We start from the raw sequence: 13,071 nt of genomic DNA on the forward strand, positions 1-13,071 counted from the left end.
AATTAAAAGCGCTGACCCTTACCAGAGTTAAATAGTAATTGACCCCTACTATACATTTTTGTCCTCCTGATGTATCGGGAGGATTTTTTTTTTGGCGGAAACGCCTAAAAATCCCCCTTTTTAAACGTAACGCATTGATTTTAACCTTCTTTTAATACAATTCACAGGTTGTGGCCCGTTTTTCCACACCTCAAAATCGGGTTTTTCTGGCGCACTTATTTGCCGTAACTTTGCACGACCTCCCGGAATTATTTTTTCGTTAAGCTAAGTTTCCGCTGGTCAAAAATTATAGTGGACTAGGATTATCAGTAAAAAAGATTGAAGACGTAAAAATCACCATTTATTATGGCCAAGCATATTTTTGTTACCGGTGGGGTAACTTCATCATTAGGAAAAGGGATAATTGCAGCCTCGCTGGCAAAACTGTTGCAGGCGAGGGGATTGAGGGTAACAATTCAAAAGTTCGATCCGTATATCAACGTCGATCCGGGCACACTCAACCCATATGAGCACGGTGAATGTTATGTTACGGAGGATGGCGCCGAAACCGATCTTGACCTCGGTCACTATGAACGCTTCCTGAATATCTTTACGTCACAATCGAACAACGTAACTACCGGCCGTATTTATCAAACCGTAATTAACAAAGAGCGCGAGGGCGCCTATCTCGGTAAAACCGTTCAGGTTGTTCCACACATTACGGATGAGATCAAACGCCGCATTCTGCTGTTAGGGAATACTAATAAATACGATGTTATTATTACCGAGCTGGGTGGTACAGTAGGGGATATTGAAAGTCTTCCCTTTATTGAAGCATTGCGTCAGTTGCAATGGGAACTGCCCGAAGAAGATACTGTGGTGATACACCTTACGCTGATCCCTTATTTAAAGGCAGCCAAAGAATTAAAAACAAAACCAACACAACATAGTGTTAAGATGATGAGCCAGGAAGGAGTACATCCTGACATCATCGTTTGTCGTACTGAAAAGACCCTCACACCCGATCTGCGTCGTAAGATCGCGCTGTTCTGTAATGTAAAACCAGAAGCGGTGATTGAGGCTGCCGATGCGCCTACCATCTATGAAGTGCCATTGGCCATGATGCGCGAGAAGCTGGACGTTATTTGTTTAAAGAAACTCAACATAAATGGTTTCCACGAGCCTGATCTGGCAAAATGGAAAGAGGTGCTGGACAAGCTGAAATACCCCAAGAGCCAGGTAACCGTTGGTCTTATTGGTAAATACATCGAGCTGCAGGATGCCTATAAATCAATCCTGGAAGCCTTTGTACATGCCGGCGCCTCGAACGAATGCAAAGTGCAGATCGTAAACGTGCACAGTGAATTCATCACGCCTGAAAATGTAGGAGAGAAACTGGCTAACCTCGATGGGTTGCTGGTAGCGCCTGGTTTTGGCCATCGTGGCGTTGAAGGAAAGATCTTAGCCGTAAAATATGCCCGTGAAAACAAGTTGCCATTCTTTGGTATTTGCCTTGGAATGCAAATGGCGGTCATTGAGTTTGCACGGAATGTATTGGGATTGAAAGATGCCCATTCAACCGAAATGAACGTGAATACGCCGGACCCGGTTATTGACCTGATGGAAGAGCAAAAAGCTATTACATCAAAAGGTGGAACCATGCGTTTGGGCGCTTATTCATGCGAAACCATGGAAGGAAGTCTGGCCCGTAACATATATGACAATAAAACCATCAGCGAACGGCACCGTCACCGCTGGGAGTTCAATAACCGCTACCTGAACCAGTATCAGGAAGCCGGTATGGTAGCCAGTGGAAAGAACATCGAGAACCAGCTGGTTGAGATCGTTGAACTGCCTGCCCATCCATTCTTTATTGGCGTTCAATACCACCCTGAATTAAAGAGCACGGTAGAAAACCCACACCCGCTGTTTGTACATTTTGTGAATGCAGCCAAAGTGTATGCCGAGCAAAAAAGTACCGTAAAAAATCCTTTGCTCCAAAGCGAGATGATATAAGGCTTAATTGATAAGTGTAAAGTTATAAATTGTTAATAGATATGCTGTTATCAGTATATCTATTAACATTCTGTAATAAATATGCAGAACCGTTAACTAATAGCTTAAAACTTACAACTTCCAACTATCTTTGCACCTCTTCTAAACTAGTAGTATAATGAATTTTGATCGCAATACGGTGATTGGCTTTGTGTTGTTAGCGCTTTTACTGTTTACTTACCTTTTTATTTCTACCAAAAACAGTCATGAGCTGGAGGCTAAAAAGCAACACTATACAGATTCAGTTGCCCAGGTACAAAATCACATCAAGGATTCTTTTTCCAGAATACCCGACACCACCATCAACCAGCCTGTGCAACCAGGTGAGCTGGCAACCCGCGGGGTAGAAACTTTGACCGTAATTGAAAATGAAGTAGTTAAGATCAGTTTTACCAATAAAGGCGGTCAGCCTAAACAGGTTGAGCTTAAAAACTACAAATCGCTCAATAGTAAAGCTCCGGTGGTATTGAATAATACCGCGTTCGATAAGATCTCTTATGGCATTACTACCAGCAATGGTTCCGCACAGGTTTCTGATCTGTATTTCATGGACCCCAAAGTGGTAAAAAATGCCGATAACAGTCAAACCATCATTTACCAGGCGCCTGTTCCCGGCAAAGGAAATGTTACGCACCAGTTCACGGTACACCCCAATGATTACCTGATCGATTGGGACGTGCAGTTGAGCGGCGCCGATAAAATGCTCACCCAGGGCAATTTCAACCTGATCTGGCAGAATGAGCCCAGTCAACACGAAACAGATGTGGTGTACGAACGCAATCAGACCACGGTTTGTTTTTATGATGAAGATGGCTTTGATTACATGCAAACCAAATCGGCCCGTACACTGGGAAAACCAGTACAATGGGTTAGCGCTTCCCAGCAATTCTTTAATACATCTATTATAGCAGCGAAGGACAAATTCACTTCCGGTGACGTTAAGTTCATCAAGAACCAGAACGACACTACCAGCAAAGTAGCAGAAGTAACTACCACGCTGCAAACAAAAGTACCATTAGGACCAAATGTCTCTATTCCTTTGAGATTGTATTACGGTCCCAATGATTATGCTATCCTGCGCAAGTATAAAGACCAGGTGCCTGAAATGGACAAGATCGTAAACCTGGGCCGGGATATGTACGCTTTTGTGCGCCCCATCAACAAGTACATTGTGATGCCGGTGTTTGGCTTCTTTAAAAGTTTTATCGGCAGTTTGGGTATCGCCATTTTGTTGCTGACTTTATTTATCCGCCTGTTCACTTCCCCGCTGGTATATACCAGTTACCTGAGCGGTGCTAAAATGAAGGCGTTAAGACCTGAGATTGAAAAGCTGAAAGTAAAGTATAACAACGATCAACAGCAGGTAGGCGTTGAGCAAATGAAATTATTCCGCGAGGCGGGGGTGAATCCGTTGGGAGGTTGTTTACCTGCCGTGTTGCAGATCCCTATCTTCTTTGCCCTGTATAGCTTCTTTAACTCGAATATCGATTTGCGGGGCGTAGGCTTTTTATGGGCCGATAACCTGGCTTCTTATGACGCTATTTTGTCGTGGAAGACCAGCGTACTGGGCATGACGCACCTGAGTTTGTTCACCATCACTGCGGTGTTGACCAGCTTCCTGATCTCGTTGTATAACATGAACATGACGCCCGATCAAAACAATCCGGCGCTCAAGTACATGCCATATATCTTCCCATTCGTTTTATTCTTTGTGTTCAACCGCTTACCAGCGGCGTTGACCTGGTACTATACCGTGTCGAACCTGATAACGCTGATCTTACAGTTCGTAATTCAGAACTACATCATCAACCACGATAAGATCCTGGCGAAGATCGATGAGAACCGCAAGAAGCCGAAGTCTAAGTCCAAGTGGCAGGAAAGGCTGGAGCAAATGCAGGCCGCTCAACAGGCAGCCCAGCAGGCGCAGGGTAAGAAGAAGTAACTTAGTATAACTCGTTATATAAGGAAAGTGAGTCTAATATTGGGCTCACTTTTTTTGTACAAATGCTTCACTTTTAACATTATTATCAATATTTCCCGGCTTAACCTTTTTAAAATTAACCGGTCTTTGTATTTTACGCAGCAACTATAATTACCTTATCCGCATCTTGTCTATATACAACCCTAGATTATGAAAAAAAATATTGTAATACTGTTAATGAGTTGTTTGGGAATGCAATTTGCGGCCCAGGCACAGCGGAAGGTAAGCGAATTAAGCCTTACCTACGATGCCAGTATTTCAAGTGGTAGTAAAGAACCCAAAATGGCCGACGCCCTTGACGGACACACCAAAACGATTTATGTTAAAGGAAATATGAGCCGGGCCGAAATAGCCAGCGCCCTTTTTTCTTCGGCTACCATACATGACTCCAAGGCCGGAACATCTGTTGTATTAAAGGAAGTGAGTGGGCAAAAACTGCTGATCAGGATGACCAGCGATAACTGGGCGGAAAATAATAAACGCTACGACGGCATAACCTTCACCAATACCAGCGATTCCAAATCCATTGCCGGTTATAACTGTATTAAGGCGGTGGCTACGTTACCCGATGGCACTACCTTCACCGTGTATTATACGCCGGATATTGTTCCTGAGAACAAAGATTACGACTACCAGTTCAAGAACCTGAATGGTTTGCCGCTGGAATATGAATTGGTGCAGGGAAAGCTCACCATCAGATACACGGTATCAAAGATCAATATGAACCCTGTACCGGCTTCTAAATTCGATATTCCTACATCAGGCTACCGCGAAATGACTTATGAGGAAAGTAAGAAAATGAACGTAAGTAATTAATCTGAAAGCTTCCGGGTTATTTACGTAACCGGAATTTCAGATCAAAAGCATTCAGGTTGTTGTGTTGTTGATAACTTGAATTGGCTGGGGTTACATTAATGTTAACCCGGCTGCTGCTTTTATAAGGTAAAATAAACACCTTATTGCCCTGCTGATAGGTCACCACCGTGTTGCAGGTGATAACGTTATTGTTGCGAACACTATAAAAAGTGTGGCTTCCTGTATAGGCAGGGCCCGCTTTCAGCGTAAAGCCATTTGTAGTTCTGATGGGAGTGAAATCGGGTTTGCGAAGCGACTCCGCTTTCTTTTTGTCACCACCTCCGCTGCTGGCCAGCGCAAGCGCAAACGTCCCGATCATCGCACAACTGATGATGGTCTTTTTAAGCATGTGGTTAAATTTTAGCGTAGAGTTTGCTTGCATATTGACTACAAAAATATAAAAAAAAATTTGGTTTTCTTTAACCCTTTGGATTAAAGTTTATACTTCTCTTAACGGATAAGACACATAAATGTTACGGATTTCATAAAGAAACCGTTGGTTTTTTAAAAATATTTTGGTTTTTATTCGTAAAGGGTTGTAATTCAAAGATTAAATGTTGTTTAAACAATATAGTAGGTATAAGCACGGTTACAAACTACTGATAGTTAGGTGTGGATAAGTAATTCTGATTATTTGATTATAATTGTTCACATCTGTATAAAACTAAAATTGGTATCCACCTGTGAAAATCCTATTTTACATTAACCTACTATTTAAATAAATGAGAGAAAATCCGTTTCGTCAGGATAATGAAGAAATCAGGGAGTTAGTTAAGGCGTTCCAGAATCTCAAAGCGGGGCGGGGGCATTCCTTTTTAGAAGAAGAAGCCTTTGAAAAGATCATAGACTATTTTGATGATGTTGAAGACCTGCCGCAAGCGCTGGAAGCTGCTGAAATGGGTATTGAGCAATATCCCTATTCATCGGCATTGCTTATTAAAAAGGCTGACCTGCTGATAGCCACCCGGCACTATAATGATGCCCTGGAAATACTCAATCACGCCGAATTACTCGACAGCAACGATATTAACCTGTATATTTTAAAAACAGATGTTTACCTGGCGCTCGACCAGCAGGAGAAAGCAGTGGAACTGCTTCAAAACGCCCTGCAGTTGTTTGAAGGCCAGGAACGGATAGAACTGCTTTTTGAGCTGGCCGATGTATATGATGATTATGAAGAGTTTGACAAGATCTTCGATTGCCTCAAACTCATTCTGGAACAGGAACCTGCCAACGAAGAAGCGTTGTACAAGATCTGTTTCTGGACCGATTTTACCGGGCGTAATGAAGAAAGCATCACGTTGCATCAGCAGATCATTGAAGAGAACCCATACAGCGAACTGGCCTGGTTTAACCTGGCAGCCGCCTTCCAGGGATTAAAACTCTACGAAAAGGCCATCGATGCCTATAAGTACGCGGTTGCCATCGACGAAAAGTTCGATTATGCCTACCGCAACATGGGCGATGCCTTTATCCGGTTACGTAAATACAAAGACGCCATTGAAGTACTGGAGAAGGTGTTGGAGCTGTCGCGGCCCGAAGATGTGATATACGAAGCCATAGGTCACTGTTACGACCGGATGAAGAATTTTGCGCAGGCAAGGTTCTATTACCGTAAGGCATCGCATTTGAACCAGGGCGATAGTAAGCTGTATTACAAAATAGCCTGCACCTACATCAACGAAGGGCAGTGGTCAATGGCCGTAAAACAGCTGGAGAGCGCCATGCAGATCCATCGGCTGCAACCGGAGTACAACCTGGCCATGGGCGAGTGTAAAATGCAGCTGGGCGATTATAAAGAAGCTATTCAATATTTTTCTAATGTGGTTCGGCAACGGCCACGCAATATCTCAAGCTGGGAAGCGCTTATCCGCTGTTTATACCAGGGCGAATTTTATGAAGAAGCCCTTGAACAGGCAAAAGCCGCTTTAAAGATCACCGAGTCGAAACCCATATTCATCTACTACCTCAGCGCCATTTACCTGGCATTGGGTAAAACCAAGGAAGCCCTGTTGCAACTGGAAGCAGCGCTTACGGCATCACCTAAATTGCTGAAGAAGCTGATACACCTTAACCCCGCTATCTTGCGGCATCCACTGATTATTGATGTAATAGCCCATTCCAAAAAAAGAAATTAATAAACAATACGACCTCAGGTGGGTCACTCTTTCAGAGTGGCTCACCTGAGGTTTTGATGCCAGGGTAAGCCGTCCGCCAGCCGGCGGACGACCCACCTGACAGGTCTGTTTATTAGTCTACCCGGCTGGTTATTGCATAAAGCCCGGGTTTTAATTTGCTTTTAACAGTCTTGCCAATTGCTTTTCGCATATGAGCTGAAGCATATCACTTGTATGATGTTTTCCATTATTTTTGCGGCGGCTTTAAAAATTGTTGCACAAAAAAACTAGGAATGAATTTTAACCTCACACAGATCCCCGACAGGATTAAGAAACCACGCAACAGCGGTATTACCATGGTAATGGATAAAGGCCTGAGCATTCCCGAAGCACAAAATATGATGAGCGTGGGACACCCGCACATTGATATAGTTAAGCTCGGCTTTGGCACTTCATTCGTAACACCGAACCTGCGTGAAAAGATTGAAGTTTACAAATCGTATGACATTCCCGTTTATTTTGGCGGTACTTTGTTTGAGGCGTTCCTGATCCGTAACCAGTTCAATGATTACATCAGTGTTTGTAAAGAGTATGGTATTTCCTATATGGAAGTAAGTGATGGCTCTATCAATATTCCCCATGCAGAAAAATGCGGTTATATTGAAAAGCTGGCCAAACACGGCACCGTGCTTAGTGAAGTTGGAAGTAAAGATGCTGCTCATATTATTCCCCCTTATAAATGGATTGAGTTGATGAGCGCCGAGCTGAAGTCCGGTTCAACATACGTTATTGCCGAGGCCCGCGAAGCTGGTAACGTAGGTATATACCGTGGCTCTGGTGAAGTACGTGAAGGCCTGGTTCAGGAGATCCTTACACAAATTCCCGGTGAAAAGATCTTGTGGGAAGCGCCCCAGAAAGCACAACAGTTATACTTTATCGAGCTGCTGGGCTGCAACGTAAACCTGGGTAATATTGCCCCTACAGAAGTAATACCATTGGAAACAATGCGTATTGGGTTGCGTGGCGACACGTTCAATTTGTTCCTGAACGGAAACGGAGTGAAATAGGTTGAGTCGTTGACAAGTTGACGAGTTAACACGTTGACAAGTTGACAAGCGTGAACTGAAAGTAGCATTCGTGTAGAAAGTGGTAAGTTGATAGGGTTGATAAACTTGACGGGGTTGATAGAATTTGCGAATGAACAGGTTGAGGAGGCTTAAAAGCGAGGCCCGGATTTCGGGAACCCTTTCACGTTTCACGTTTGACGTTTCACGATCTTAAGTTCTCAAAAGCATCAATTAAAGGAGAATCCTCATGAAAAGGTATGGCTTGATTGGCTATCCGTTAAGCCATTCATTTTCTCAGAAATATTTTACAGAAAAGTTCCAGCGGGAAGGGATCACCGGTTGTGTGTATGATAATTTCCCGCTGGCTTCTATTGATGAGTTTGCCGCGCTTATCCAACAACAGGCCGATCTGCATGGCCTGAATGTTACCATTCCCTACAAAGAGAAAGTAATTCCCTTCCTGCACGCGCAAAGCGAAGTGGTTAAAACAATCGGCGCCTGTAACTGCATCAGAATTGAGAATGGTGAATTAACCGGTCATAATACCGATGTAGTGGGCTTTGAGGAATCATTAAGACCGCTGCTGCAACCCCATCATAAAAAAGCATTGGTGCTGGGCACCGGCGGCGCTGCCAAGGCCGTTCATTATGTGTTGAACAAGCTGGGAATTGATTTTTACGAAGTGTCGCGCACGCCCGGCACTGCCCGTCAGCTTTCTTATCAACAGGTAGATGAAGCGGTGATAAAAGAGCATGAGGTGATCATCAATACCAGTCCGCTGGGTATGTATCCCAACATTAATGAATGTCCGCCCTTGCCATACCAGGCACTTACTCCCAGGCATTATTTGTTCGATCTGGTGTACAATCCCGCCAAAACATTATTCTTGCAAAAAGGGGAGGAGCAGGGCGCTGCTATCAAGAATGGGCATGATATGCTGATTATACAGGCGGAAGTGAGTTGGAGGATTTGGAATAGTTGATCAGTTGACGAGTTGACAAGTTGACAAGTTAACAAGTTAACCAGTTGACCAGGAAGAAGAAAGTTAGGAGAAATAAAGAGGAAAGTTGATAGGGTTAATATAGTTGATAGGGTTGATAAAGTGATCAGAGGGTAAAGTTAAAAGAGAATATTGCACTTTCGCGAGTCCTTTCACGTTTCACGTTTGACGTTTCACGACTGGCTACTGCCTTTCAACTTAATTGCCACTTCTTCCGGAATAGCCGCTACCTTTTTCTTCGCATAGTCATAACAAACCATACCTGTTTTAGCTACAGCTACTAATACTGTAGTATCACCGGAACGCTTTTCCAGCTTATAATACAGATCGAAAGCTATTTTGGAAATATCGCCTGCAGCTACGGAGGCAATCACTTCATCGCCGTAGAACAATTCGCTTTTGAATTCAATCCCTACATCGCTCATGATTACGCCTACGCCGGCCAGATCCAGTTCACCATAACCTAACTGTTTCAGGTATTGCACCCGGGCTTCATGGATCATTGAAAGGATGGTATCATTACCCACATGTTTGTCATAGTTCAGGTCGGTAATGCGAACGGGTATAGTAGTAGAAAAAGTAAACTGTTCGGGGAGTTCAACTTTAATTCTGGCCATGCTGGATGTGATTAATTACCTTTCTGATTTCTCATTCTTCATTTTCCTATTCATTCTCCATTAGCAGGTCCTTCAGCTCCAGGATATCGGAAAAGCTGTTGGCTGTAGGAACAAACGAAGCCTGGGTCATGAATTTTTCTTTCCATTCACTGAAACGAACCTTCCACAGGCTGTTTTCCTGCATCATGAAATCGAAGTAATCCTGCGGTTCAGCTTCCTGGTTCAGGGTGCTGATGATGTGCAGGAATTTGGAAGAAATCCGGGTTTGCTCACCATTGGGGCTGGTCACATTGATGTAACAATTATCAGGAGAGGTAACCAGTTTTTTATCGAGGATAACCTGACCCTTGGCATCGCGGATAAGCGGCGCTTCCACGTCTGGGGAATTGGCATTGGTAAAATCAACTGCCTGCATGTCGTCTGTACCGGCATAGCTGGTAGCGATGGGCTGATAGTCGTAAAAAGCAGTACGACGGGCGCCATGGCGGTTATAGCGGTTGTTGAGCATATTGACGTCAGCAGAAGCCGTTAAAGCCGCAATAGGCTTTTGCGAAATAGCCTCGCCAATTTCGATATCAGCAGCGCGCGTTCTGTCTGGTGTGGTTACACTTTTACTATTGGCTGGAGCCGTGGCGGCTTTGCCGGCCACTTCAGGGGTATCGGTTGTATTGGCCTTATCTAAAAAGTACCAGGCGCCAACGGTTAACAAAACCATGGCGGCGGCAGCTATAATAGCTTTGCGAGAAGAATGCAGGGCAATTACCCGGCCTTCTTTTTTGACGGCAGGTTGTTGGGCTGATAAATAAGCGGCTATCTTTTCCCATACCGTAGCAGGAGGCGCTACGGAAATATTATTTAATTTATTTGCTACCAGTACTTCATCTGTTTCGTGCGAAGGGTTCAGTTCAGCTGCGATAGTCGACCATAAGCCCGCAGGAGGCGTAACCGACAGTTCTAACATTTTTTGAGCAACAGGAACATCCTCCGCATCAAATTCAGCATTCAGCCTGGCCGCAATTTCGGGCCATACGCCCGGTGGAGGCTGTACTTCCAGGTTATTCAGTATATGTTTGATCTTTGTTGCCATGGTTACCGGGTGTAGGATTTTTGCGTGTCGCTTAAATATTGAGCTATCTTCTTTTGTAAAACGGATTTGGCCCGCGCCAATTGTGATTTGCTGGTTCCTTCGCTGATCCCCATCATATCACCGATCTCTTTATGCGAATATCCTTCCACTACATACAGGTTGAAAACTGCTCTGTAGCCGGGAGATAATTCCTGAACAATCTTTATGATGTCTTTTTCTGCCAGATTTTCAAGAGCCGAAATGTCGGTATTTTCAATAGCGCCTTCTTCTTTTTCCGTAACCATCGACAGTTTGGTCGATTTTTTACGGAAATGTTCGATGGACGTATTCACAAATACCCGCCTGATCCAGCCTTCAAAGGAGCCTTCTGCCCTGAAATGGTGTAAGTTTCTGTAAACCTTTATAAAACCTTCCTGCAGCAGATCCTGCGCGTCTTCGACATTGCTGGCATATCGCAAGCAAACCGCATACATTTTAGGAGAAAAACGGAGATACAGTTCTTCCTGCAATCGCCGGTCTCCTGCTATGCATCCTCTTATTAAGTCGGATTCAGATATTGTATAGTTGCTTTTCTGCTCCAAAAAACTTTATCTAATATTAAAATTACTCCTATCGTGTTGTAATTACCTGATTTTGCAAAAATAATACAAGTTTATCAGCTGCTTTTTTGCGGTGGCTGAGCTCATTCTTTTCTGCCATGGTCATTTCGGCGAAGGTGCGATCGCTGCCGGTGGGTTTAAAAACCGGGTCGTAACCAAAACCACCTGCGCCGGATCGCTCCCGGGTAATTTCGCCTTCACAAACACCTTCAAAAAGCCATTCCTTTCCTTCCCAGATCAGGGAGATCACCGTGCGGAACCGGGCCTGGCGGTTTTCTGCATGGCCCAGTTTGGTCATCAGCTTTTCAATATTCTTGTCAAAAGCCTTGTCTTCCCCCGCATAGCGGGCGCTTTTTACGCCTGGTTCGCCGTTCAGCGCATCTACCTCCAGACCGGTATCTTCGCTGAAACAGCTCAGACCCGTTAACTGGTGAATGGTGCGCGATTTTTCGGAAGCATTGGCTTCCAGGGTATCGTGCGGTTCAGGAATGTCAATGTCTATGCCTGCCTGCTTTAATGGAATAACTTCCAGGTGCTGGCCAATGGCCGCCTGGATCTCTTCTACTTTATGCTGGTTATTGGTAGCGAATATTAGCTTCATATAATTAATCGTGAACGTCAATAATGTAAAGGCAGTGAGCAGTAGGCAGAGGTGAAAAGGCAGAAGGCATAGGGCAGAAGGCAAAACCGCGTCGCGGCAACCCTTATCAGCTTTCAACTTTATCAACTTCCTAAATGACTCATCCTAACCTTCTTCTTTCTCGTCAACTGGTCAACTGGTTAACTGGTCAACCTGCTCTCAAAGAAACATACGCTTCAAACAATCCCACAACTTCCTTTTCAATACCTTCGCCCCCTCCGTTTCCTGGTTCAGCTGGCTGAGCGGGGGAGTGAACAAATACGTAGTACCGGCGTAGGGTTGTTCCTTAAACGGTGGAAAACTAATAGGTAATTGAATATCACCCGGTTCTACCCCCAATAATAACAAAGATTTAGGTTGTAACTGCGTTTTCAGCCTGTCGATGGTAATAGGAGCATTGGCATAGTTCACAATGGCCACATCGGCCATGTTCAGCTTACAGGCGCCCAGCATTTTGGTCAGGAACTGCAGATCGGCTTCTGGCACATACACATCGTTGGGACAATTCACTACTACGGTGATCTGTTGTTTATTATTGCCCAGGGTTTTATATGCTTCCGGCTCTTCTTGTTTCACCGGTTGGGTTATTGTAACAGGTTCTGCTACCGGAAGCTTCCCGCCGGCCTCATCCAGTGGAGGGGGCGTATGGAGTTTCGTATTTGCCGTTTCCTGCCGGGGAAGGGTTCCTCCTTCAGGCTGTATCAACGAGTTACGATACAGATCGGCAATTACAAATCCCGGTAAATTTATATTAGTCAGGCTCATTTTTTAAAATACGTTCTTTATCAAAGATATAGCTGTCTAGCGGATTAGTAGGTTTAACGAACGATTGTTAGTAATTTATTTGACAGCCCGAAACTTTATTTGTTTATTTGCGGCTCAAAAATACTGATTATGGTAGAAGCTTATAGTATCCCGGTTACAAAAATTGAGCGTAGCCGGTTACAGGGCGTTACGCTCGAAAACATTCCTTTTGGAAGAACATTTACCGATCACATGCTGGAGGCGGATTTTGAAAACGGCGAATGGAAGAACGTGGAGATCAAGCCGTACCAGCCGTTGGTGGTAAGCCCG

General features: G+C 44.4%; 12 protein-coding genes and 1 pseudogene. 7 read left to right on the forward strand and 6 right to left on the reverse strand.

Annotated features, from left to right (window positions below; all coding sequences use genetic code 11):
* Positions 1 to 345 precede the first annotated feature (345 nt).
* From ACJ751_RS18240 to ACJ751_RS18250, 3 genes are all read left to right on the forward strand, one after another.
* Positions 346 to 1,995, forward strand: a complete 1,650-nt coding sequence (locus ACJ751_RS18240; protein WP_407746954.1) for a CTP synthase — start codon at positions 346 to 348, stop codon at positions 1,993 to 1,995.
* Positions 1,996 to 2,152: 157 nt separating this feature from the next.
* Complete coding sequence (gene yidC, locus ACJ751_RS18245) at positions 2,153 to 3,976, forward strand: membrane protein insertase YidC (RefSeq protein ID WP_407746955.1); 1,824 nt, start codon at positions 2,153 to 2,155, stop codon at positions 3,974 to 3,976.
* Positions 3,977 to 4,165: 189 nt separating this feature from the next.
* Positions 4,166 to 4,831: a hypothetical protein gene (locus ACJ751_RS18250; protein ID WP_407746956.1), complete on the forward strand. Its 666-nt coding sequence runs from the start codon at positions 4,166 to 4,168 to the stop codon at positions 4,829 to 4,831.
* A 16-nt stretch (positions 4,832 to 4,847) separates the two neighbouring features.
* On the opposite strand, the gene ACJ751_RS18255 is transcribed toward ACJ751_RS18250, so the two are convergent.
* Positions 4,848 to 5,219 (reverse strand): hypothetical protein, encoded by a 372-nt coding sequence (locus ACJ751_RS18255; protein WP_407746957.1) that lies wholly within the window; start codon positions 5,217 to 5,219, stop codon positions 4,848 to 4,850.
* Between the two features lie 373 nt (positions 5,220 to 5,592).
* Between ACJ751_RS18255 and ACJ751_RS18260 the strand changes: the two genes are divergently transcribed.
* The 3 genes from ACJ751_RS18260 (at position 5,593) to ACJ751_RS18270 (ending at position 9,036) form a co-directional block, all read left to right on the forward strand.
* Positions 5,593 to 7,008, forward strand: coding sequence for a tetratricopeptide repeat protein (locus tag ACJ751_RS18260; protein WP_407746958.1), 1,416 nt, complete (start codon positions 5,593 to 5,595; stop codon positions 7,006 to 7,008).
* A 272-nt stretch (positions 7,009 to 7,280) separates the two neighbouring features.
* Positions 7,281 to 8,054 (forward strand): phosphosulfolactate synthase, encoded by a 774-nt coding sequence (locus ACJ751_RS18265; protein WP_407746959.1) that lies wholly within the window; start codon positions 7,281 to 7,283, stop codon positions 8,052 to 8,054.
* 247 nt (positions 8,055 to 8,301) lie between these two features.
* Positions 8,302 to 9,036, forward strand: coding sequence for a shikimate dehydrogenase family protein (locus ACJ751_RS18270; protein ID WP_407746960.1), 735 nt, complete (start codon positions 8,302 to 8,304; stop codon positions 9,034 to 9,036).
* Between the two features lie 191 nt (positions 9,037 to 9,227).
* On the opposite strand, the gene ACJ751_RS18275 is transcribed toward ACJ751_RS18270, so the two are convergent.
* The 5 genes from ACJ751_RS18275 to ACJ751_RS18295 form a co-directional block, all read right to left on the reverse strand.
* Entirely contained in the window at positions 9,228 to 9,671 is a 444-nt protein-coding gene (locus tag ACJ751_RS18275) for an acyl-CoA thioesterase (RefSeq protein WP_407746961.1), read from the reverse strand.
* A 46-nt stretch (positions 9,672 to 9,717) separates the two neighbouring features.
* Positions 9,718 to 10,758, reverse strand: a complete 1,041-nt coding sequence (locus tag ACJ751_RS18280) for a hypothetical protein (protein ID WP_407746962.1) — start codon at positions 10,756 to 10,758, stop codon at positions 9,718 to 9,720.
* 2 nt (positions 10,759 to 10,760) lie between these two features.
* On the reverse strand, positions 10,761 to 11,339 hold the full coding sequence (locus ACJ751_RS18285; protein WP_407746963.1) for an RNA polymerase sigma factor: 579 nt from the start codon (positions 11,337 to 11,339) through the stop codon (positions 10,761 to 10,763).
* A gap of 28 nt (positions 11,340 to 11,367) precedes the next feature.
* The gene (gene rdgB, locus ACJ751_RS18290) at positions 11,368 to 11,958 is read right to left on the reverse strand and encodes an RdgB/HAM1 family non-canonical purine NTP pyrophosphatase (RefSeq protein ID WP_407746964.1); all 591 of its coding nucleotides are present in this window, start codon (positions 11,956 to 11,958) and stop codon (positions 11,368 to 11,370) included.
* 198 nt (positions 11,959 to 12,156) lie between these two features.
* On the reverse strand, positions 12,157 to 12,762 hold the full coding sequence (locus ACJ751_RS18295; RefSeq protein ID WP_407746965.1) for a hypothetical protein: 606 nt from the start codon (positions 12,760 to 12,762) through the stop codon (positions 12,157 to 12,159).
* Positions 12,763 to 12,891: 129 nt separating this feature from the next.
* Between ACJ751_RS18295 and ACJ751_RS18300 the strand changes: the two are divergent.
* A pseudogene (locus tag ACJ751_RS18300) lies at positions 12,892 to 13,071 on the forward strand (branched chain amino acid aminotransferase); the annotation flags it as partial.

This window comes from Niastella sp., assembly GCF_045805085.1.
GTDB lineage: Bacteria > Bacteroidota > Bacteroidia > Chitinophagales > Chitinophagaceae > Niastella.

Coding starts and splice junctions, on each gene's coding strand:
- rdgB (WP_407746964.1), bottom strand. CDS start 11,958: ATGAAGCTAATATTCGCTACCAATAACCAGCATAAAGTAGAAGAGATC.
- ACJ751_RS18255 (WP_407746957.1), bottom strand. CDS start 5,219: ATGCTTAAAAAGACCATCATCAGTTGTGCGATGATCGGGACGTTTGCG.
- ACJ751_RS18270 (WP_407746960.1), top strand. CDS start 8,302: ATGAAAAGGTATGGCTTGATTGGCTATCCGTTAAGCCATTCATTTTCT.
- ACJ751_RS18260 (WP_407746958.1), top strand. CDS start 5,593: ATGAGAGAAAATCCGTTTCGTCAGGATAATGAAGAAATCAGGGAGTTA.
- ACJ751_RS18265 (WP_407746959.1), top strand. CDS start 7,281: ATGAATTTTAACCTCACACAGATCCCCGACAGGATTAAGAAACCACGC.
- yidC (WP_407746955.1), top strand. CDS start 2,153: ATGAATTTTGATCGCAATACGGTGATTGGCTTTGTGTTGTTAGCGCTT.
- ACJ751_RS18295 (WP_407746965.1), bottom strand. CDS start 12,762: ATGAGCCTGACTAATATAAATTTACCGGGATTTGTAATTGCCGATCTG.
- ACJ751_RS18250 (WP_407746956.1), top strand. CDS start 4,166: ATGAAAAAAAATATTGTAATACTGTTAATGAGTTGTTTGGGAATGCAA.
- ACJ751_RS18240 (WP_407746954.1), top strand. CDS start 346: ATGGCCAAGCATATTTTTGTTACCGGTGGGGTAACTTCATCATTAGGA.
- ACJ751_RS18280 (WP_407746962.1), bottom strand. CDS start 10,758: ATGGCAACAAAGATCAAACATATACTGAATAACCTGGAAGTACAGCCT.
- ACJ751_RS18275 (WP_407746961.1), bottom strand. CDS start 9,671: ATGGCCAGAATTAAAGTTGAACTCCCCGAACAGTTTACTTTTTCTACT.